Consider the following 21,278-nt stretch of genomic DNA (forward strand, 5'->3'; position numbering starts at 1 on the left):
CAACCGGCAGCTGCCACCGAGCCGGAAGAAGAGCATAAAGAAGAAATCGGCATCGACGATTTCGCCAAATCCGAGCTGCGGGTGGCGCAGGTGCTTGCCGCCGAGCCGGTGAAGAAGGCCGACAAGCTGCTGAAGCTGCAGCTCGATCTCGGCTATGAGCAGCGCCAGGTTGTGTCCGGCATCGCCAAGTTCTATACGCCGGAGGAGCTTGTCGGACGCAAGGTGATCTGCATCGTGAACCTGAAGCCGGTGAAGCTGCGCGGCGAGCTGTCGCAGGGCATGATTTTGGCGGCTTCCAAGGGTGACCAGCTTACGATTGCTACAGTACCCGATTCGATGCCTAATGGCGCAGTTGTAAAATAGATTGAAGAAGCATGAGGCTTGACTAAAAGTTTCGTTTCGATGCGGCTCGGTCATTGGACCGGGCTGCTTTTTTTCTATTAAAAATAGTAAAGAATAGTATAAATCGCTCTATTACCGAAAGAATGATTATTAGGCGATTGACTTATCGTAACGATTACGACTATAATCTAATAGTAAAGTTTACGATCAGGAGGAGAAACATATAACATGTTATTCAAAGGAATCAAGGGACTGGCGCTTCCCCTTATACTGCTGGCGCTTCTGCTGTCCGGGTGCGGCCCGAAGAGCAGCGGTGCGATCGTGGAAGACAAGGTGAACGTAGTTACCACTTTTTACCCTATTTATGAGTTTGCTAAGGAAATCGGCGGGGAAGACGTCAATGCTATCAATCTGCTGCCGGTCGGCGTGGAGCCGCATGACTGGACGCCGCGCAGTCAAGATATCGTGAATACCTCCAAAGCGCAGCTGTTTCTGTACAACGGTGCTGGGCTGGAGGGCTGGGTGCCGAATTTTCTGAAAGGTCTCGACAGCGGCAGTAAGGTTCAGGCGGTCGAAGTAAGCAAAGGCATCAATTATATCATGACGAATGAAGAAGATGAGCATGATCACGGCGGAGAGCACAAAGAGGAAGCATCCGGGGACTCGCTGCATACCGATCCGCATACCTGGGTCAGCCCGAAATCGGCTCTATTGATGGCTGAAAATATTAAAAACAGCCTGGTGCAGGTTGATCCCGCCCATAAAGACGGATATGAAGAGCGTTACAGCAAGGTTGCGGAGCGTCTGAAGGCGCTAGATGCCAAGTTTGCAGCGGAGCTGGCAAAGGTCCCGAATAAAGAGATCGTGGTGTCCCATCAGGCATTTGCTTATCTGTGCCGTGATTACGGCCTTACCCAGCATGCGATTATGGGCTTGTCTCCGGACGCAGAGCCGCGTGGGCAGGATTTGGTGAAGCTGGCGGAACTGGTGAAAAAAGAGGGCATTCGTTATATTTTTTTCGAGGAACTGGTTTCGGACAAATTGGCCAAGACGTTAGCCGCCGAAGCGGGCGTGTCCACAATGGTGCTTAATCCGGTAGAGGGGCTTACGGAGCAGGATCAGAAAAACAATGAAAATTATTACACACTTATGGAGAAAAATTTGCAAAATTTAATTCTGGCTTTAAAATAAGGGAGAAAGCCTACGTGAAAGGGGGGATTGCCATGCAACCGGTATCCCTGGACTGCCACCAGCATATGATCGATATACAGAACCTCTCGTTTTCCTACGGGGAACAGAAGGTCATTTCCGATTTGAATTTTACGGTGAGAGAACGCGATTTTGTTGGCATTATCGGCTCGAATGGAGCCGGCAAGACTACGCTGCTTAAAATGATCGTTGGCCTGCTTCCAGCAGCCGAAGGCGAGATCCGCCTGTTCGGCCAACCGGTCCGCAAGTTCAAGGATTGGGAACGAATCGGTTATGTGCCGCAAAAAAATGCGTTCAACCCGCTGTTTCCTGCCACGGTACGGGAAGTGGTCATGTCCGGACTATACAATAACAAAAAAGTATTTCGGCGCATCTCCCGAGCTGAGCAGTGCAAATGTGATGACGCAATGGAAGTGATGCGCATTGAGGGCATTCAGAACAAAAGGGTCGGCATGCTGTCCGGCGGCCAGCAGCAGCGCGTCTTTCTGGCGCGGGCACTGATTAACCATCCGGATTTGCTCATTCTGGACGAACCTACGGTCGGCATCGACATCGAGACGCAGGCTGCGTTCTTCGATCTGATTACACATATGCATGCCCATCATCATATGACATTCCTGATGGTATCGCATGACATCGATATGATCCAAAATTATCTCGGCGAGGACCCTTTGAAGTGCAACGGCAAAATCAATTTCTATTCCCGCCACTCGCATGAGCTTCAGAACTGTGCCGCCAAAGACCTGCAGCATACGCTCACATAATAAAGATTGGCCATTGTACAACATTAGGTAATCAGGCCCTTGCCCTTAAGGTTTAATACGATCGGCCATTGTACAACATTAGATGATCAAGCCTTTAATCTTTAAGGTTCTGATCTTCGTTTTTTAATAGGATCGGCCATTGTACAACATTAGCCGATCATGCCTTTGACCTTTAAGCTTTTAATCTAGGTACGAAAAAAGTCAAGCGTGTCCCGCCTTTTGGGACGTAAGCGCTCATTGAGTCAAACACCCAGGGAGCGCCCCCCTGAACACCTTCGCCAAAATTTGCGGGTGTCCAGAGGGCGCAGCCCTTGGGGCCCTCCCCGGTGGGGAGGGTTTGGGAGGGGAAACTTCACATTGGATATTCTATTCAGCGATTTTTTTCAACGGGCGCTCGCGGGCGGCCTGTTGATTGGGATTACGGCGCCGCTTATAGGCGTTTTTCTTGTGCTTAGACGGCTGTCGATGATTGGGGACTCGCTGGCCCATGTCACGATCGCTGGAGTGGCGCTCGGATTTTTGACTGGCTTTTACCCGCTGGGAGCGGGACTGATCTTTGCCGTCGCGGCTTCCTTCGGGATAGAGAAGCTTCGCAAAGCCTATAAAACCTACGCCGAGCTGTCGATCGCCGTTATTATGTCGGGCGGTGTGGCGCTGGCTTCATTATTTTTCACCTTGGGAAAAGGGTATAATGCCGATGTCATCAGCTACTTGTTCGGCAGCATTTATACGCTAGACAATACCGATCTGCTGGTCGTCGGCATCGTGACCCTTGTGGTGGTAGTCGTGATGTCGGTGTTTTTCAAGGAATTCTTTCTGCTCAGCTTCGAGGAGGATGCTGCCAGTGTAAGCGGACTGCCTGTTAAGATGCTTAATGTGCTGATCACCATCCTGACGGCTCTCGTTATCAGCACCGCGATCAAAATCGTCGGCTCTCTGCTCGTATCCGCGCTCTTGACCATTCCGGTGGCGATCAGCCTGCTGCTATCGCGCAGCTTTAGAATCGCCGTTATTTTATCCGTTGTCATAGCGGAAATTGCCGTTGTCAGCGGGCTGGTCATCGCGGGGATTTGGAATCTGGCGCCGGGCGCGACGATTGTTCTGCTGCTGATTGCCCTTCTCGCGCTGACACTGGCCGGTAAAAAGGGAGTTCGCCTGTAGAATTGGCCGGATAGGATGAGAAAGCAGCAGCAAAAACCGGAAGCCCAAAGGCTCCCGGCAATGTGACTGAAGGAGAGATGCCGCAGTGTCCAACATTAACGCGGGAATCGCTTTGGCCGCCGGTCTGGCTTCTTTCATTTCCCCCTGCTGTCTGCCGCTGTATCCTTCTTACTTATCATACATAACCGGGCTGTCGGTCCAGCAGCTAAGAACGGGAGAACAGAGAGGGGAAGCCCGTCTTCGCACGCTCAGCCATACACTGGCGTTTATTCTGGGGTTTTCGGCGGTCTTTTATACGCTCGGCTTCGGCGCCGGCGTATTCGGGCAGTTCTTCATTGAACAGCGCGAGCTGATTCGCCGATTGTCCGCCATCCTGATCATAGGGATGGGACTATTTCTGCTGGGAATTTTTCAGCCCCGCTTCCTTATGCGCGAGCGTAAGCTGGAATTCAGCCGGAAACCGGCGGGCTACGCCGGTTCCTTTATTTTCGGCATCGGCTTCTCCGCTGGATGGTCACCATGCATCGGTCCGATCCTGACGGCGATTATCGCCCTGTCGGCTAGCGAACCGGGAACCTGGCTGAAGTTGATTACGGCGTACAGCATCGGGTTCGCGCTGCCTTTTTTCGTGCTGGCCTTCTTCGTTGGCGGGGCGCGGCGGCTGCTGAAATATTCGGGTCCTCTGATGAAAATCGGCGGAGCGCTGATGGTCTTTATGGGCATTCTGCTGTTTACGGATCAGATGTTCCGCATTACCATTTGGCTGCAGGGCATTACTCCGGGTTGGCTTAAATTCTAAGGAGTTTAGGTGAAATATTCGATCCGGCCTGCCGGAAAATACTCAAAAATACGCTCTGTGATAAATTCGCGCAGGGCGTTTTGCTGCTCATCGGGATACACGTATTTGTTTTGCCCCCAGCGGCCCCATTTTTTCTTGCGCTTCTCTATATCCATCTCGAGCTTGGTCTTCGGATAGCGCTTCTCAATGACCGCTTTGGCCGTCTTGGTGAACCGGTGCTGGATCATTTCGAAGGTCAGGTCTTTGCCCGCTTCGGGAGGGAGCGCCTGCGCAAGCTTCGCCAGCAGTTCGGCATAGCCTTCCTGCCAACCGTCATGCCAGATGATCGGCGCGATGATGAACCCCAGCGGATAACCGGCGCGAGCCACTTGTCCGGCGGCCTCGATCCGTTCCTCGAAACGGGCGGTGGCCGGCTCGAAATTGCGGATAACATAACCTGCGTTGACGCTGAACCGGATGCGGGTATGATGGTTGTGCGCGATTCCCAGCAACGGCTGCACATGTTGGAATTTGGTCACAAAGCGCAGCCTCCCCAGCGGCTCCTCGGCCATAAATGTAATAAGCTCCGCGAGCGAGCCGGTAATATGCTCAATTCCAAGCGGGTCAGAGGTACAGGCTGCTTCAAAGGTCGTAGTTTCGGGCTCGCGCTCCTTGATATAACGTTTGGCCGCAGCCATGATGTCCCCGGTGTTGACATAAATTCGAATATACGGCTTGGCTCCGAGCGTTGTTTGCAAATAACAATAATGGCAATGGCCCATGCAGCCGGTGGCGATGGGGATGGCGTAGTCTGCGGAAGGCTTGGATTGGTCGAATTCAAGGGTTTTGCGTACGCCGACGACAAGAGTTCGCTTGGCGATTTTGTACTGCTCCAGTTCGCCTTCTCCGGGAAGATTGGTAATACGGTTATGCGAAGTGGTCATACGATAAGGTATACCGCGTTCCCGCACCCATTCCATGATCCGCTCTCCCTTGGGGTAAGAAAGCGCGTCCGGCTCGAAATACACCAGTTCCGGAATAAACAGGCTCGTCGGTTTCCTTGGCGTTTGGGCGGCTCTATGCTCCGGCGTCAGCACGGTCATAAACTTACACACACTCCTTTTCAAAAAGGGATAAGCTTATTTTGCCGAATCCGAGGTCCGAAAATCCTGGCAATGCTGTGCAGATTGGGCGCAGAACATGTGTGCTTTCGACTTGCCAAGCTTGGGGAGAAACATGTATCATTGTTAGAACAAGGTTTGGTCTTAGGACCATGGTCATTATAGAAAAGAGGTAATTGCATGCCAACACCCAGCATGGAGGATTATTTGGAGCGCATCTACAAGCTGATCGATGAGAAAGGCTATGCGCGGGTATCGGATATTGCCGAGGGTCTGGAGGTTCATCCCTCTTCCGTTACCAAAATGATCCAAAAACTGGATAAGGACGAATATCTCATCTACGAGAAATATCGCGGGCTCGTCCTGACCACTAAAGGAAAAAAAGTAGGGAAACGTCTGGTGGACCGCCACAAGCTGCTGGAAGAGTTTCTCGCGATTATTGGCGTCCAGGAGCAGAATATATACCGGGATGTCGAAGGAATTGAGCATCATTTAAGCTGGGATTCCATTACATGCATAGAGTCGCTTGTGGAATTTTTCCGCCGGGATGAGCGCAGAATTCAGATGTTAAATCAGATTCATCAGGAATTATACAGCGAATCATGAGCACAAACAGGAAACGGATATTGTCCTGAATTGGACAGTAGATCCGTTTCTTTTGCTTTTTGCGCAACCTTTTCCATTTTTCCTCGTCCAAATGAGTAGCATGTTACATAACCGGAGGTTTGGGGAGGAATTATGAAACTGAAGAATTGGGTCATCGGAATGCTGCTTATTGTGCTTTGTGTACCGCTGCTGTCTTCCGGCGCCGCTCGGGCGGCATCAGCCGTAATTACAATTGAGCTTGACGGAATCCCGCTTGCGAGCGATGTGCCGCCGTATATTACTTCAAAGAATGTCACAATGGTGCCGCTCGGAGTGATTAGCCAAGGTCTTGGCGCCCAGACGGGGTGGAGTCAGAGCAGCAAGACCGTTACGATCGTCAAGGGCAGCAATGAACTGAAGCTTACGAATGGTAAAAAAACGGCAATGGTGAACGGAGCATCCGTTTCTCTGGATAATTCGGTCGTGATCAGACAGGGGCGGATTATGGTGCCGATACGGTTCGTGGCGGAGAATCTCGGGCTTCAGGTTGTATGGAATAAAGCCGCCAAGCAGATTTCGCTATATACTGGCGACGAGCCTCCGCAGGCAAGCGACCCGGTAAATCCGCAGACGCCATCCGTACCGACCGTGCCCGTGATTCCAAAGCCAACCGTTCCCAGTATTCCCGGAGCTGGCTCCAAGGCAATGAAAGGGGTTTGGATATCCAGCGTGTACAACCTGGACTGGCCCTCTGCTTCTTCGATAGGGAAGATCGATCAACAGAAAAAAGAGTTCATCAGCTTGCTCGACAAGCTGAAGGCCATCGGATTCAATGCCGTATTCGTGCAGGTGCGCCCAAGCGGCGACAGCCTGTACCCGTCCTCGCTTGTTCCCTGGTCCAAAGTGCTGACCGGTACCCAGGGCAAGGACCCGGGCTATGATCCGCTTGAGTTCATGATCGGCGCGGCGCACGCAAGGGGGATGCAGTTCCATGCCTGGTTCAATCCGTTCCGGGCGACAACAGATGCTGGGACGGCGTCGCTTGCCGCTAATCATGTCGCCAAGGCTCATCCGGAGTGGATCGTTAAGGCGTCCGAGAAGCTTTACATTAATCCGGGAATCCCGGAGGCGCGTCAGAGCATCATCGATACGGTGCTTGAAGTCGTGAAGGGCTACTCGATCGACGGCGTTCATTTAGACGACTATTTCTATCCGTCTTCCTCTTTTGATGATGACAGCACCTTCAAAACCTATAACGCTAAAAATATCGCAAGCAAAGCCGACTGGCGGCGTGATAATGTCAACGACTTCGTTCGCGAGCTCGGGAAGCAGATTCATGCGCTGAAGCCCGAGGTTTCATATGGCATCAGCCCCTTTGGCGTCTGGCGCAATAGCAAGATGGACAGCACCGGTTCGGATACGACGGCAGGCGTGTCCGCATATGACGATATGTACGCCGACGTTCGGACCTGGATCAAGCAGGATTGGGTCGATTATATCGCACCGCAAATTTATTGGAGCCTATCCTTTAATGCAGCCAGATACGACAAGCTGGTGGAATGGTGGGCGAGCGAGGTTCGGAACACGGGCGTGAAGCTGTATATTGGCCAGGCGGCCTACAAGGTGGGCGCAGCGGACCAAAGCGCCGAATGGCAGAGCGGCGAGCAGATTATCAACCAACTGAAATTCAACGAAAAATATGCCGAAGTGCAGGGCAGCATCATGTTCCGGGCCAATGACATTGTGGTGCGCAATCCATCGGATTTAAGCAGCTTGCTGACCTTTTATTTTAAGTCCTGACCGGGCTTTTCAGGCATTAAATATCCCCCGTGCTCATAGATAAGCAGTATAAGTCTATGGGAACGGGGGATTGCCGTTTATGGAAATCAATGCGGTCTTTGAAGGCGGCGGCGTAAAGGGCATTTCGCTTGCGGGAGCGGTTCAGGCGTCGGAGGATGCGGGCGTTACGTTCAATAGGGTAGCAGGCACCTCCTCGGGCTCTATTGTCGCCTCACTGCTTGCAGCCGGGTATAGCGGGGAGGAAATGAGCAGAATTATTCGGGGTACCTCGTTCCGTTCTTTTTTGAAACGCTCGCCGTTCTTTAATACCAAGCTAATCGGTCCCGCTCTGCGGGTGATGCTGAAAAAGGGGCTCTACTCGGGAGAGGCGCTGGAATCATGGATACGCGGCATTTTACGGCAGAAGGGAATTGTTTCTTTTCGCGATCTTCCTCCGGGCAAGCTGTCGATCATCGCTTCCGACATAACAGATGGCAGGCTTGTTATCTTGCCTGAGGGACTTGAGGAGTATGGGATCAACCCCGATTATTTCGAAGTGGCCAAGGCGGTGCGCATGAGCTGCAGCATTCCGTACTTCTTCGATCCGGTGATGCTGCGCAGGAGCGGAAAAGCGGCGGAAGGAAAGTCTTTTGCCGAACAGTTTGTCTACATGGTGGACGGAGGATTGCTGAGCAACTTTCCGATATGGCTGTTTGAGAAAAAAGAAAAAGAACCCGGAGGGCAGGGAGCGGTAAAGGTTCCGGTCGTCGGGTATCAGATGGTCGGGCACACAGCACCTCAGGCCCACCGGATCACAGGGCCTTTCAGTATGCTTCAGGCGCTAGTCGGAACGATGCTGTCGGCGCATGACGAGCGCTATATCGAGCAGGAGAAGATTGTCCGCACGGTCAAAATTCCCACACTTGGCATCGGCACGGTCCAATTTGAGCTGACTCCTGAAGAGAGTACGGCACTGTACAATTCCGGATACCATGCGGGAAAGGAGTTTTTCCGGAAATGGCGTCCGGGACGGCTTGAGAAGCTGCTGATTGTAAATAAAAAAGCGTCCCCGCACTCTAGATGGAATGCGTGAACGCGGGTACCGTGCATAAATCAGTGATATCTGGGCAACTGTTCATCTTCGTTCTTCCCTTTGCTGCCTTCAATGACTCGAAAAGGATAGGTCTTGCGTTTGCCGGCCGGCGGCTGGCTCTTTCGCATGCCTGCGACCTTCGCCAATGTCTTCTGGGAAGGCTTTACCTTGATTTTAGGCTGTCTGCGGCTGCCGCTTCCGGCATACCGGCGGGGCGGGAACTTGTAGAGCAGGTACAAAACAAGGAATAAAGCGACGGGAATGACAAAGCCACTCAGCGAGCTGAGGCCATCTGCCGCCAAACCCGATACGAGACCGAAAACCGCTAGCAGTACTGCGCTCCAAAAAATCAAAGCATGCCATTTCATAGGCCACTCATCCTTTCACAGGGTCCAATATGCCTCCGGTTACACTTGATTGTTGATATCCTTTTGCTTCGATTGCCGCATCCAATTCGCGCATGCGGTTGAAGGAGGCGATCGATACTTCCACCTGATCGTCCTTCGGTTCTTTCGTTGTAAGCAGTTGAAGCCATAGTCCGGGATAGCCAAGATAGCGCAGCACCGGAAGTTCACGTACGGCGTTAGTGCCCTTCAGCACTTCGAAGGATACACCGATAACGAGCGGGAGCAGGATAAGCCGTTGTACAATTCTCTCCACCAGGGTATCCCATGGCACAATGGAGTAAATGATAACGCCCAGCACAATCGTCAGCATCATGAAGCTGCTTCCGCACCGGTAATGCAGGCGGCTGTGCTTCTGCACATTTTCTACCGTCAATTCATCGCCGGCTTCGAATGCGCTAATGACCTTATGCTCTGCGCCGTGATACTGGAACAATCTTTTGATCACAGGGGTCTGGGAGATGACCCACAGATAGACCAGCAGCAGGACCAGCTTAATGGCCCCTTCAATGAGGTTGTGCAGAACGTAGTTCTTGAATGCATTACCGAACAAAAAATCTTCTACGAACACGGGAACAAGGGTGAAAATAATTTTGCCGACAAGGAAGGACAAAATCCCCATGACGGCTACGCCCAGTATCATCCCTAGACCCCAGCCCTCTTCTTTCTCCTTCTGCTTCTTCTGCTTGGCGAGTTCCTCCGGCTCCGTCTCGTCTTCCGCATAAGCCTCGGCGGAATAATTCAAATGCTTGGAGCCTTTGGCGCTGGCATCTATAATACTGACAAGGCCGCGAAGCAGCGGAATCTTGCGCAGTTTTACAACCCAGCTCTTCTCGCTTCTCGGCACCTCCAAAAAAGTGATTTCTTGATTTTTCCGCCGTACGGCTGTCACATTGACATGCTTGCCGCCGAACATAACGCCTTCGATGACGGCTTGACCGCCGTAACTCGGAGTTTCCTGAGACAACCAATTCACCTTCCTGTAAAATGTAGTGTACTGCTGCTCTATATTCTACATTGTAACTAATTTTTGTTTACATTTCTACTTGGAACGATCTTTCCTGCGCATACTAGTCTGTAAGCAGGATCGGCGGCTAATTATAAGGCCTATATCTATAGTAGAAAGAGGAGAGTGCGGCTTAATGGGAAATGCGGCGAGTCAGCAGCGGCAGAAGACGAATCCGTTGTTTTTTGCGATTGAGACGGGTTTCTTTGCGGGCCTTATCTGGGGCGGATTGCACTGGATATTCTATGCGCTTCAATTTACGAAGGTAATTCCGGGCTTTCTGGGCGAGCCGGTCTTTCGGCACAAATTTCTGATGTCGGCCGCCGGTCAGCTGACCGGGTATCTTCTGTTTATCGGCTTCTCGGTGCTTTGTTCCATCTTGTATGTTCTGGTTTTCCGCAAAATAAAGGGGCCTTGGGCAGGTATGATCTATGGAATCGTATGGTGGTCGGTGCTCATTCTGGCATGCTCCTGGTCCTTCCTGATGCAGCCGCCTTTTCGGCTTCCCTGGAATTCGTTAATCAGTGAATTTTGCCTGTTCCTGCTATGGGGACTGTTCATTGGCTATACGGCCGCGACCGAATACACGGACGAGCGCAAGAGGGACAGCAGTACGGGAATGGCCTGACACTCAAAAAAACTTCTCAGTTGGCATGGCCCTATGTTACAATACAATGTGGCTATTTTCGAGAGGAGAATGATCATGGGCAACAACCGGGTCTCCAAACTGCGGAAGGTAGTACAGGATCGCGGTCTGGATGCGATGTTAATCACGAGCAGCATTAACCGCCGCTATTTGAGCGGATTTACCGGCTCATCCGGCTATGTGCTGATTACGGGCGACGAGAGCTATTTGCTTACTGACTTCCGTTACATGACCCAGGCTTCGGAACAGGTGAAGGGGCTTAAGGTCGTGCAGCATGGGCCGAAGTTTATCGACACGGTTCGCGAGCTGCTGCCGAAGGGCGGACAGGTACGCCTTGGCTTCGAGCAGGACGACGTGTCTTACAGCGCCTATACGTCATACGTGGAAGCGCTGAAGCCGGCCGAACTTGTTCCGGTATCTCAAGCGGTGGAGAAGCTTCGCATGTTCAAGGATGAAGATGAGCTCGCCGTGATGAGAAGAGCGGCGGATCTTGCCGACGACACGTTCCGGCACATTCTGAATGTGATTAAGCCGGGAATGACCGAGCGGGACGTTGATCTGGAAATGGAATTCTACATGCGGAGCCACGGGGCGACCGCCTCGTCCTTCGATACGATCGTGGCTTCCGGAGAACGCTCCTCCATGCCCCATGGCGTTGCGAGTCAGAAGGTTATTCAGAATAATGAATTCGTGACGTTTGACTTTGGCGCGCTGCTGGACGGCTACTGCTCCGATATCACGCGGACGATCGCGCTGGGCAGCCCTGACCCTAAACTTAAAGAGATTTACGACATCGTGCTGGAGGCTCAGCTGTACGCGCTGGAGCATATTAAGCCGGGCATGACCGGCAAGGAATGCGACGCTTTGTCACGGGATATTATCACCCGCTACGGCTACGGAGACCAGTTCGGGCATAGTCTTGGCCACGGCCTTGGCATGGAAGTTCATGAGTGGCCGCGTCTGTCGAAGCTCAGCGACGATGTGCTTCAGCCGGGCATGGTTGTCACCGTGGAGCCGGGCATCTATGTGCCGGGACTCGGAGGCGTCCGCATTGAGGATGATGTAGTCGTAACGGAGACCGGCGTCGAGAGATTGACCCATTCATCCAAGGATTACACCGTTCTCTAAATTTCGGTAGAACCATCTGCTAGGTTACGGCCGAAATAGTTTAATTGTTCTCATAAGGACAAGTTATTTTCGAATTCAGGAGGGGTTTATTAGTGATTTCTGTAAACGATTTTAAAACAGGCCTGACCGTTGAGGTGGACGGCGACATTTTTACCGTGTTGGACTTCCAGCATGTTAAACCGGGCAAGGGCGCGGCGTTCGTCCGCTCCAAGCTGAAGAACCTGCGCAACGGCAACACCGTTGAACGCACTTTCCGTGCGGGCGAGACGATCGGCCGCGCCATCATTGAGAACCGCGCTGTGCAATATCTGTATGCGAGCGGTTCCGAGCATGTGTTCATGGACAACCAAACCTATGACCAATTCAGCCTTGATGCTGATCAGCTTGAGTGGGAGCTGAACTTCCTTAAAGAGAACATGACGGTTAACATCGTCAGCTACCAAGGTGAGCTTCTCGGCATCAACCTGCCGACCAGCGTTGAGCTCAAGGTTGTGGAAACCGAGCCGGGCGTAAAAGGCAATACGGCCCAAGGCGCGACAAAAGCAGCCAAGCTGGAGACCGGACATACCGTACAGGTGCCGCTCTTCATTAACGAGGATGACGTTCTTCTGATCGATACACGCGAAGGCAAGTACATCTCCCGCGCGTAAGACCGCTTCGTTTTGTTACGCCGCGATACCGCCCTCCCCGCATGGATGCGGGGAGGTTTTGGCGTTCACGGGCTCGTTTATGAGCCTTACGATATGTCGCTTTTTTTGCAAAAATAATTAACGCATCCGGTCACTTTCGTATTATACTGTGTAAAAGCGGGAAACCGAATGTATAAACTGCTACATAGAATTTGAAGTAGGGAGTGAATGAGGCTTTGTCACTTTATGTCATGAAATTCGGAGGCAGCTCCGTAGGCGACGCCGAGCGTATGAAGCGGGTTGCCAAACGCATCGCAGACAAGCAGGATGAGGGCCATCGCTGTGTCGTGGTCGTCTCCGCCATGGGGGACACGACCGACGATCTAATCGATCAGGCCAAGCTGCTCAGCAGCCAGCTGCCTGCGCGCGAGATGGACATGCTGATGACGACAGGGGAGCAGATCTCCATTGCGCTGCTGACCATCGCTCTAACCGGCATTGGACGGGAAGCTGTTTCCTATACCGGCTGGCAGGCCGGCTTCCGCACGGATGAGACACATGGACGGGCGCGGATTAACGAGATTGTGCCCCGCCGGGTGCTGGAAGCGCTGGAGAGAGACAAGATTGTGATCGTTGCCGGCTTTCAAGGGATGACTCTGGACGGCGAGATTACGACGCTCGGACGCGGCGGCTCCGATACGACGGCGGTTGCGCTTGCTGCGGCGATTAAGGCGGACGTGTGCGAGATTTATACCGACGTTGATGGTGTATATTCCACCGACCCGCGCATCGTGAAGAACGCGCGCAAGCTTAAGGAAATCTCATATGACGAAATGCTGGAGCTCGCCAACCTGGGCGCCGCCGTGCTGCATCCGCGCGCGGTGGAATACGCAAAGCGCTACCAGGTGAAGCTGGTTGTGCGGTCGAGCTTTAATTATAACGAAGGTACTGTGGTGAAGGAGGAAGCAAGCATGGAGCAGGGAGTGGCGGTAAGCGGCATCGCATACGACAAAAGTGTGGCTCGGATCAGTATTTCGGGAGTGGCCGATGTTCCCGGTGTACTGGCTCAAGTGTTCGGAAAGCTGGCCGATGAAGGCATCAACGTCGACATCATCGTGCAGAGCGGCGTACAGAACGGGGAAGCGGATTTCTCCTTCACCGTCTCGCTGGACGAAATGGAAAAGGCCAAGGAGGTTATCCGGCAAATCAGACAAGAATTGCCATACCGCGAAGTAACCTCGGAAGATAATCTGGTCAAGATCTCCATTGTTGGCGCGGGCATGGTCAGCCATCCCGGTGTGGCTGCGCAGATGTTCGACGTGATTTCAAGTCTTGGAATCAGCATCAAGATGGTCAGCACCTCCGAGATCAAGGTGTCCTGCGTTGTGGAGTCCGGCAAGCTTCAAGAGATTATCCAGGCGCTGCATACGGCGTACGGTCTGGATACCGACCAGCAGGTATTTGTAGGCGGTCCGCAGGTACGCCGGTAGACTATCATCAATGCTTGAAAAAGTTTCACGCTGAATAATCCATAAATTTTCTATACAGCAAGCAGCAACAAGGGACTGTCCCGCGAGCCTGGCAAGGCTTTCGGCAGTCCCTTTTTTTAATGGATAAGAATGTATAAGCTGCCCTTATGCCAGCCGTTTGAACCTCCCCAGAATTTCCACTGTCTCCAGCACATTGACGAACGCGGATGGATCGACCTCGATAACCGCCTTACGCAGTTCCGCAAGCTCGTACCGCGTGGTGACCGTCATCAGCATCGTATTGCCTTCATGACTGTAGCCCCCTTCCGTATTGACCACGGTAACGCCATGAGGAAGCCGGTTCAGCTGCTCTACCATCTCATCCTTCCGTTTCGTAACGATGAAGCAGGTCAGTTTGACATGCCGGATATGGATGATGTCAACCACCTTGCTCTTCACAAAGGTACACAGCATGGCGTACAGCGCGGAATCCCAGCTTTTCATAAATCCGAGGGTCAAAATAATTACCCCGTCCAAAATGAACAACACCGTTCCCATCGGCACATCCCGCTTGCGTGTGATGATAGAGCCCAAAATATCGAACCCTCCCGATGATCCGCCCGCACGCAATGAGAAACCGACGCCTCCCGCAATAATAACCCCGCCGAAGACGCTGGCGAGAATCGGATCTTTGGTCACCTGCACCTGGGGAATAATCGTCAGAAACCAGGTTGTGCTGGCGACGCAGAGCATGCTGAGGCAGATATATTTTTTCCCTACGGCAACGAAGCCCCAGAGCAGAATCGGCAGATTGATGCCGAAATAGATGAGCGAAATATACTTGGGATTGGTCAAGTAACCGATGACGGATGCCGTTCCGGCCACTCCTCCGCTGAGCAGCTGATGCGGGATGAGAAACAGCTTGAGACCGGCGGCGACCAGGAGGGCGGAAAGTACGACAATGGCTGCTTCTCTGGCCGTTTTGGCAAGACTTTCAAAAGTGTTGACTACTGCTTGATGACGCATGTGCATGGAAGCATTCCTTTCTGTATCATGACTTGGTTATCCTATTTGCAAAAAATATTTTATCACACTGATGAGATTTTTCTATCACTTTTTTTTCGTAATGTTTTCTTTTCCATATATATTGGATTCCTGTACCCGATTTTATGCCCGGATTCTTGTTGTCTAAAGCGGGACAATCCCGCATATCTATGAATATAACAGCCGGGAACCGGCGGCTTTCGGAAGACGCGCCGAAATTTCGGGCAGAGGGGGCTATAACGAAGGTGGACAAGTATGTGAGCTGGATGGCTATTCTGCGGATGCTGTCGGGCAGCGCGGAAATCACTGCTGCGCTGATCATGCTGCGGTTAAACCAGGTGGACAAGGCGCTTGCGGTTAACTCGGGGCTCGCGCTGGTCGGTCCGACCGTGCTGATTCTGACGACGGCTATCGGACTAACGGGCATGGCGAAGGATCTCTCCCCAGGCAAGCTGGCTTGGGTGGGTATAGGTGTGGCGTGTCTCTTAATCGGCATTTTCAAAAAATGATAGATTGGTAGTCATATTGCGAACGTACAAGCATAGATATGGAATAAAGCATTCCAAAGAGGACAACTTGGGGGTACGGTTTATGGCTAACGACTGGCTTCAATTATTTCCCGAAAAAGTGAAAGCCGCGCTGTCCCGGCTGCCGGTTACGCTGCTGGAGACGGTAGAAGAAATTCGCATCAGGGAAGGACGTCCGCTGGAAATCAATTATGCAGGCACATACCATTTTGTAGATGCGGCCGGGCGGCTGACCCTGGAACCGGAGGAGGCATATAGACCTGACCGCGAAGACAGCCACCGGATGCTTGATCTGATCAGCAACCATTCTCTGTATACGATGGAAGAAGAACTTCGTAAGGGATTTATTACCATCCCGGGAGGACACCGCATCGGACTTGCCGGGCGGACGGTTCTAAGCGGAGGCAGCGTAGGCCATCTGCGGGACATCGGCGGATTCAACGTCCGGATCGCAAGAGAGATTCCCGGAGTCGCCGACCGGCTTCTGCCGCATCTTCTGGACGGGAGCCGCCAGCGGGTCATGCACACGCTCATTTTGTCCCCGCCCCAGCATGGGAAGACAACGCTGCTCCGTGATCTCGCCCGGCAGATTTCCGCCGGGAGCAAGGGAGGAAGGGAAGGGCGCAGGCCTGGCCTCAAGGTAGGCATCGTGGACGAGCGTTCCGAGATTGCCGGAAGCCGAAGAGGAATTCCCGCCTTCGATATTGGCCCGCGTACGGATGTGCTGGACGGCTGTCCCAAAGCCGAGGGCATGATGATGATGATTCGCTCCCTTTCGCCGGATGTGCTGATTGCGGACGAAATTGGCCGGCCGGAGGATGCCGAGGCGGTGACCGAGGCGCTGCACGCCGGAATTACGGTTCTGGCGGCCGCGCACGGACGGGAAGTGTCCGAGTTGGCTCTAAGGCCCGGTCTGGGCAGGCTTATCGAGCTGGGGATGTTCGAAAGGTATGTCATCCTCCGCCGGTCGGCGGGAGAACTCTCCTTCCGCGTGCTGGACGGCCGCAAACGCTCGCTCCCGGTATACTCCGGAGAAGACAGAGGAGGCGAACGCCATGCTTAAGCTTCTCGGCGCCGCGATGATTCTGCTCGCGGCCACGCTGGCGGGCTTCAGGCGGGCTGGCCAGTACGCGGACCGGCCCCGGCACATCCGAGGTCTGACCGCCGCGCTTCAGCGGCTGGAGACCGAGATCATGTACGGCTATACGCCGCTGCCGGAAGCGATGAAGCGGATCGCCGTCCAGTCGAGGGAGCCGCTGAAGGGCCTCTTCGCCGCAGCCGCAGAAGGCATGTGCGCGCCGCGTAACGAGAGCGCGCAGGAAGCGATGGGCCGGGCGATGGAAACGCACTGGAAGGCGACCGCGATGAAGGCGCCGGAGCAGGAAGTTCTCCGGCAGCTAAGCTGCACCCTGGGCACCAGCGACCGAAGCAATCAAGCGAACCATATTGCGCTGGCGCTGCAGCAGCTGAAGCAGGAGGAGATTTCGGCCCGCGAGGACCAGGCCAAGTACGAAAAAGTGAGCAAAAGCCTGGGACTGCTGCTGGGGGCGCTCATCGTCATTTTGATCTTTTAGCGAGGTGCCAGGAATGAATATTGAAGTCAACGCGATCTTTCAAATTGCCGGCATCGGCATCATTATCGCCATGATTCATACCGTACTCAAGCAGATGGGCAAAGAGGATATTGCCCACTGGGTGACCGTCATCGGCTTCGTCGTCGTGCTGTTCATGGTCATCCGAATGCTGGACGGACTGCTGCAGGAAATCAAGACGATCTTTCTTTTTCAATAGGCCGCGCTATGGAAATCATTCAAATCGTAGGAATCGGGCTGATGTCGACCGTTCTCATTCTTGTGCTGAAAGAACAAAAACCGATGTTCGCTTTTTTGCTGGCCGCGGCTACGGGCATACTCATCTTCCTGTTTCTGATCGGCAAAATCGGCGGTGTCATATCCACGCTTCAGCGGCTCGCGGAGTCTTCGGGCATGGAGACCGTATATCTCAAGACCGTGTTCAAAATTATCGGCATCGCCTATATCGCGGAATTCGGAGCCCAGATCGTACGTGACGCGGGCCAGGAATCGATCGCTTCCAAAATCGAACTGGCCGGCAAAGTGCTGATTATGACGCTGGCTGTGCCGATCATCGGCATCATTATTGAGACCGTCATGAAGCTGCTGCCCGCGTAAGGCGCTATAAGGCCAGGCTTATATGCAATCGAAAGGAGCAACGGCAATGAAAAAGCGCGGCATATTCCGACCTCCCAAACTTAGTGCCGCGCTGCTGCTTCTCTGTCTCGTGTTGATCGGATGGAGCCGGGCTGCCAACGCGTCGCCTGTGGACGAACCAGGAATGGCCGCAGGCCAATTCGGCAATAACCCGGGCCAAGCGGAGACACATACGGGCCAAACCGGGACTATTCCGGTCGAATCCGGAAATTCAGCGAATCAAGCCGGAGCAGCGGCGGAGCCGGCCGTGACTGCAGCGGCGTCAAGCGGGGCGCAAACCGGTCAGACCGGAACGCCAATAGACCAGTGGGTAAAGAGCCAGGTGGACGAACTGCCCAAAGACGAGGTCGAGAGGTACTGGGACCAGTTGATGAAGGATTACGGCGGCTTTTTTCCTGATGGGTCCACTCCTTCGCTCATGGATATGCTGCTGCCGGGCGGGAAAGGGCTCAGCCTGCAAAATGTGGTACTAGGACTCTTATCTTACATGTGGCATGAGGTGCTCTACAACGGCAAGCTGCTCGTCACGATCGTGATGATCAGCGTAATGAGCATGATTCTGGAGACACTGCAGACGGCGTTTGAGCGCAAGATGGTGAGCAAGGTGGCGTATACGATCTGTTTCATGGTGGTGCTGGTTATCGCGGTTAACAGCTTTAATGTCGCCATCGGCTATGCCAAGGACGCCATCGACCGGATGATCGACTTCATGATGGCGATGATTCCGCTCCTGTTTGCTCTGCTTGCTTCCATGGGCAATATCGTAACCGTCTCGGTGACCCATCCCCTGATCGTGTTCATGATCCATACGGTCGGTACTTTGATCCATACCATGGTGTTTCCGCTGCTGTTCTTCTCGGGGGTTCTGCATCTGGTCAGCTCCATCTCGGATAAATACAAGCTGACCCAGCTTGCGAATCTGCTGAGGAATATCGGCACTGGGGTGCTTGGCGTCCTGCTGACCGTTTTTCTAGGCGTCATCTCCGTCAGAGGCATTACGAGCTCCGTTACGGATGGAGTAACGCTCAGGACGGCCAAGTACATTACCGGCAATTTCGTACCCGTCATCGGCAAAATGTTCGCGGACGCCACCGACACCGTCATAACCGCCTCACTGCTGGTGAAGAATGCGATCGGGCTGTCAGGCGTAATCATCATCCTGTTCCTATGCGCGTTCCCGGCGATCAAAATCCTTGTGCTGGCTATCATTTACAGCGTAGCCGGAGCCGTGATGCAGCCGCTCGGCGACACGCCGATCGTATCCTGCCTGCAGACCATCGGAAAGAGCATGATCTTTGTGTTCGCCGCCCTGGCCGCCGTGTCGCTCATGTTCTTTCTGGCGGTCACCATCATGCTGACGGCCGGAAACGTCACGGTCATGATGAGATAACGCTATACAAGGGAGGTGGATCATGAGCTGGCTGGGAGGATGGCTGCGGGAGATTATTTTAATCGTGCTGCTGGCGACGTTCGTCGAGCTTCTGCTCCCGAGCAAGTCGATGGAGCGCTATGCCAGGCTCGTGCTCAGCCTGCTGATTCTGCTGACGCTCCTCAGTCCCATCGTCTCGCTGCTGAAAGGCAACGCGGCGTCCGAGCTCGGCCTGGCTTTCCGACGGTCGGACGGCGGGACGTCTGGACATACTGGGACGGTAGACGCTGAGCTTCAAAAAATTTTGGCGGACGGGCGGAAGCTCGCTGCGGGCGGCAGAGACCAAAGCCTAAAGCTGGCCGCTCAGCAAATTGCCGGACAGATGAAAGAGCAGATTGCAGCAGAGACGGGGAAGCGCGGAGCGAATGTGAACGTAACGCTCGCTCTAACGAATGAGGCGGACGGAGCCTCGGTTCCGGCCATAACTCAGGTGGTTGTTACGCTTCCCGGTGAAGCCAGCGCCGCGCAAGGCAATGCGCCCGGTGGCTCCGGCAGCGGCGAAAGCACTCCGATCATGGTTCAACCCGTAGAGGATATCAAAGTTGAACCTGGCGGGGGAGAGACGGGGCTGAAGGAACAGGGCGTAAGCGGAGGCGGGGACGCTCCGGCGGCGGCCGGGACGGATCAAGGAAGCGGAACTGGCGGAGCGGACGCCAAAGCGGTAACGGCGCTGCTAGAGAAGAACTGGAGCCTTGATCCCGGCAAAATTCAAGTAGTGGACGGCGGAGCGGACAAATGGTAACGACAGGGGTCATCTGACCGGAAATGAAGAAGGAGGCAAGCGATAGTGGGCAATTGGCTGAAGAAGCTGGAGCAACTGGTCGGCGGCGGGTCCGATAATCCGAAGCGAAACCACACGTTCCGCTGGCTGATCATCCTGGGTCTCCTGGGCGTGGCGATTATGCTGTTTAATTCCTTTGTCAATGTGAAGAAGCTCGATAGCGAGAATACGGGGAGAGAACCCCCGCAAACCCAGAACTCACAGGCGGCCATGCAGCAGCAGACGGGTGAAAGCACCAGTTCATTTGACGGCATCGAGCGCGAAATGGAGAACCAGATGAAAGGCATATTGGAGCAAATCGTCGGGGTTGGCACGGTGGATATTATGGTGACTGTGGATTCCACCGAGGAGGTCATCGTGCAGCGTAATGTGAACGATTCGCAGCAGCTCAGCGAGGAGACCGACGCGAACGGGGGCAAGCGCCATACAACCACATACACGAGAAACGGCGAAATCGTCACTTATAGCCAGTCCGGAGACGAGGAGCCGATTATTACCAAAAGAATCAAGCCCCAGGTTCGCGGCGTGCTCATTGTCGCCAAAGGAGCCGAGAACAAGGTAGTGAAAGGGCTGATCATGCAGGCGGTGGAAAAAGCGTTGAACGTCCCAAGCTATCGCATCTCCGTTGTGCCGCGTAAGCAGGAATAAGCAGCGCGAAAAGGTATGGTTTCGGCATCGAATCTGAAGGAACAGCAAAAAGGAGGAAACGTAATGAACGGCAAAAGACAAACAATCTGGTTAGTGTCTATGCTCAGCTTGATGGTGGTCCTCTCCGCTTACTATTTGTTCACGGAGGACTCGGGATCTTCTTCGCCCAAGGATACAGCCGGCACGATTCAGGTGGATACCGTTAAGGACTCGGGTTCCGCGCTTCCGTCGGCGGCTGACAGCGGCGCGACGGCAAGTGAAGTGACTCCGCAGGGCGCTGATTCGGCCACGGCCGCTGATCCAAATGCAGTCTCCGATTCGGCTTCGGCCGCCGACCCGAACGCCGTGGTAAGCTCAGCGGAAGGCGATTCCAGCCCCGCTTCGGCGGGAACGGATGACGGCAAATCCGCAGCAGATCAGGCGGCGGAAGGCGCCAAGGATCAGGCATCGGCTTCGGCCCCCGCTTCATCCGCTCCCGCTCCATCCGCCCCCACCGCATCCGCTCCC

General features: G+C 53.8%; 24 protein-coding genes and 1 pseudogene. 21 read left to right on the plus strand and 4 right to left on the minus strand.

Annotated elements, in window-relative coordinates; all coding sequences use genetic code 11:
- From metG to L691_RS0116800, 5 genes are all read left to right on the plus strand, one after another.
- On the plus strand, positions 1 to 363 hold a 363-nt coding region (gene metG, locus L691_RS29205; RefSeq protein ID WP_036737279.1), incomplete at its 5' end, for a methionine--tRNA ligase subunit beta.
- A 207-nt stretch (positions 364 to 570) separates the two neighbouring features.
- Positions 571 to 1,533 (plus strand): metal ABC transporter solute-binding protein, Zn/Mn family, encoded by a 963-nt coding sequence (locus L691_RS0116785; protein ID WP_025691591.1) that lies wholly within the window; start codon positions 571 to 573, stop codon positions 1,531 to 1,533.
- A 32-nt stretch (positions 1,534 to 1,565) separates the two neighbouring features.
- Entirely contained in the window at positions 1,566 to 2,315 is a 750-nt protein-coding gene (locus L691_RS0116790) for a metal ABC transporter ATP-binding protein (protein WP_025691592.1), read from the plus strand.
- Between the two features lie 357 nt (positions 2,316 to 2,672).
- Positions 2,673 to 3,476 (plus strand): metal ABC transporter permease, encoded by an 804-nt coding sequence (locus L691_RS0116795; protein WP_025691593.1) that lies wholly within the window; start codon positions 2,673 to 2,675, stop codon positions 3,474 to 3,476.
- Between the two features lie 85 nt (positions 3,477 to 3,561).
- Positions 3,562 to 4,275, plus strand: a complete 714-nt coding sequence (locus L691_RS0116800) for a cytochrome c biogenesis CcdA family protein (protein WP_025691594.1) — start codon at positions 3,562 to 3,564, stop codon at positions 4,273 to 4,275.
- A gap of 5 nt (positions 4,276 to 4,280) precedes the next feature.
- Here the strand turns inward: L691_RS0116800 and splB are convergent, their stop codons facing one another.
- Complete coding sequence (gene splB, locus L691_RS0116805) at positions 4,281 to 5,357, minus strand: spore photoproduct lyase (protein ID WP_051459392.1); 1,077 nt, start codon at positions 5,355 to 5,357, stop codon at positions 4,281 to 4,283.
- A 198-nt stretch (positions 5,358 to 5,555) separates the two neighbouring features.
- On the opposite strand from splB, the gene mntR reads away from it, so the two are divergent.
- The 3 genes from mntR to L691_RS0116820 all read left to right on the plus strand — a co-directional run bounded on the left by mntR (position 5,556) and on the right by L691_RS0116820 (position 8,832).
- Positions 5,556 to 5,981, plus strand: coding sequence for a transcriptional regulator MntR (gene mntR, locus L691_RS0116810; protein ID WP_025691596.1), 426 nt, complete (start codon positions 5,556 to 5,558; stop codon positions 5,979 to 5,981).
- A gap of 132 nt (positions 5,982 to 6,113) precedes the next feature.
- Positions 6,114 to 7,760 carry a family 10 glycosylhydrolase gene (locus L691_RS0116815; protein ID WP_025691597.1) on the plus strand — a complete coding sequence of 549 codons (1,647 nt, stop codon included), beginning with the start codon at positions 6,114 to 6,116 and terminating at the stop codon, positions 7,758 to 7,760.
- Between the two features lie 79 nt (positions 7,761 to 7,839).
- On the plus strand, positions 7,840 to 8,832 hold the full coding sequence (locus L691_RS0116820) for a patatin-like phospholipase family protein (RefSeq protein ID WP_025691598.1): 993 nt from the start codon (positions 7,840 to 7,842) through the stop codon (positions 8,830 to 8,832).
- Positions 8,833 to 8,852: 20 nt separating this feature from the next.
- Here L691_RS0116820 and L691_RS0116825 read toward each other — a convergent pair whose 3' ends face one another.
- Positions 8,853 to 9,200, minus strand: a complete 348-nt coding sequence (locus L691_RS0116825; RefSeq protein ID WP_025691599.1) for a hypothetical protein — start codon at positions 9,198 to 9,200, stop codon at positions 8,853 to 8,855.
- 7 nt (positions 9,201 to 9,207) lie between these two features.
- Entirely contained in the window at positions 9,208 to 10,152 is a 945-nt protein-coding gene (locus L691_RS0116830; protein WP_156934263.1) for a DUF1385 domain-containing protein, read from the minus strand.
- A 226-nt stretch (positions 10,153 to 10,378) separates the two neighbouring features.
- Between L691_RS0116830 and L691_RS0116835 the strand changes: the two genes are divergently transcribed.
- The 4 genes from L691_RS0116835 (at position 10,379) to L691_RS0116850 (ending at position 14,135) form a co-directional block, all read left to right on the plus strand.
- Complete coding sequence (locus tag L691_RS0116835; protein ID WP_025691601.1) at positions 10,379 to 10,870, plus strand: YqhR family membrane protein; 492 nt, start codon at positions 10,379 to 10,381, stop codon at positions 10,868 to 10,870.
- 75 nt (positions 10,871 to 10,945) lie between these two features.
- Positions 10,946 to 12,016 carry a M24 family metallopeptidase gene (locus tag L691_RS0116840; protein ID WP_025691602.1) on the plus strand — a complete coding sequence of 357 codons (1,071 nt, stop codon included), beginning with the start codon at positions 10,946 to 10,948 and terminating at the stop codon, positions 12,014 to 12,016.
- 92 nt (positions 12,017 to 12,108) lie between these two features.
- Positions 12,109 to 12,666, plus strand: coding sequence for an elongation factor P (efp, locus tag L691_RS0116845; protein WP_025691603.1), 558 nt, complete (start codon positions 12,109 to 12,111; stop codon positions 12,664 to 12,666).
- 215 nt (positions 12,667 to 12,881) lie between these two features.
- On the plus strand, positions 12,882 to 14,135 hold the full coding sequence (locus tag L691_RS0116850) for an aspartate kinase (RefSeq protein ID WP_025691604.1): 1,254 nt from the start codon (positions 12,882 to 12,884) through the stop codon (positions 14,133 to 14,135).
- Between the two features lie 144 nt (positions 14,136 to 14,279).
- Here L691_RS0116850 and L691_RS0116855 read toward each other — a convergent pair whose 3' ends face one another.
- Positions 14,280 to 15,140, minus strand: a complete 861-nt coding sequence (locus L691_RS0116855) for a YitT family protein (RefSeq protein WP_051459393.1) — start codon at positions 15,138 to 15,140, stop codon at positions 14,280 to 14,282.
- A 263-nt stretch (positions 15,141 to 15,403) separates the two neighbouring features.
- Between L691_RS0116855 and L691_RS0116860 the strand changes: the two genes are divergently transcribed.
- The 9 genes and pseudogenes from L691_RS0116860 to L691_RS30740 all read left to right on the plus strand — a co-directional run.
- Positions 15,404 to 15,667 carry a YqhV family protein gene (locus L691_RS0116860; RefSeq protein ID WP_025691606.1) on the plus strand — a complete coding sequence of 88 codons (264 nt, stop codon included), beginning with the start codon at positions 15,404 to 15,406 and terminating at the stop codon, positions 15,665 to 15,667.
- An 82-nt stretch (positions 15,668 to 15,749) separates the two neighbouring features.
- Positions 15,750 to 16,748: a stage III sporulation protein AA gene (gene spoIIIAA / locus L691_RS0116865; RefSeq protein ID WP_025691607.1), complete on the plus strand. Its 999-nt coding sequence runs from the start codon at positions 15,750 to 15,752 to the stop codon at positions 16,746 to 16,748.
- Positions 16,741 to 17,259 (plus strand): stage III sporulation protein SpoIIIAB, encoded by a 519-nt coding sequence (gene spoIIIAB, locus L691_RS0116870; RefSeq protein ID WP_025691608.1) that lies wholly within the window; start codon positions 16,741 to 16,743, stop codon positions 17,257 to 17,259. The genes spoIIIAA and spoIIIAB overlap by 8 nt, the downstream gene beginning before the upstream one ends.
- 13 nt (positions 17,260 to 17,272) lie before the next feature.
- Positions 17,273 to 17,476 carry a stage III sporulation protein AC gene (gene spoIIIAC, locus L691_RS0116875; protein WP_025335735.1) on the plus strand — a complete coding sequence of 68 codons (204 nt, stop codon included), beginning with the start codon at positions 17,273 to 17,275 and terminating at the stop codon, positions 17,474 to 17,476.
- 8 nt (positions 17,477 to 17,484) lie between these two features.
- Positions 17,485 to 17,874 (plus strand): stage III sporulation protein AD, encoded by a 390-nt coding sequence (gene spoIIIAD / locus L691_RS0116880; protein ID WP_025335734.1) that lies wholly within the window; start codon positions 17,485 to 17,487, stop codon positions 17,872 to 17,874.
- A 46-nt stretch (positions 17,875 to 17,920) separates the two neighbouring features.
- Complete coding sequence (gene spoIIIAE / locus L691_RS0116885) at positions 17,921 to 19,303, plus strand: stage III sporulation protein AE (protein WP_025691609.1); 1,383 nt, start codon at positions 17,921 to 17,923, stop codon at positions 19,301 to 19,303.
- Positions 19,304 to 19,325: 22 nt separating this feature from the next.
- Positions 19,326 to 20,084, plus strand: a complete 759-nt coding sequence (gene spoIIIAF, locus L691_RS29210; RefSeq protein WP_025691610.1) for a stage III sporulation protein AF — start codon at positions 19,326 to 19,328, stop codon at positions 20,082 to 20,084.
- 45 nt (positions 20,085 to 20,129) lie between these two features.
- A complete protein-coding gene (gene spoIIIAG / locus L691_RS0116895) occupies positions 20,130 to 20,771 on the plus strand; it encodes a stage III sporulation protein AG (protein ID WP_025691611.1) in 642 nt (213 codons plus the stop codon).
- A 63-nt stretch (positions 20,772 to 20,834) separates the two neighbouring features.
- Positions 20,835 to 21,278: pseudogene (locus L691_RS30740) on the plus strand (SpoIIIAH-like family protein); the annotation flags it as partial.

It is taken from the genome of Paenibacillus zanthoxyli JH29 (assembly GCF_000520715.1).
GTDB classification, from domain to species: Bacteria; Bacillota; Bacilli; order Paenibacillales; family Paenibacillaceae; genus Paenibacillus_AQ; species Paenibacillus_AQ zanthoxyli.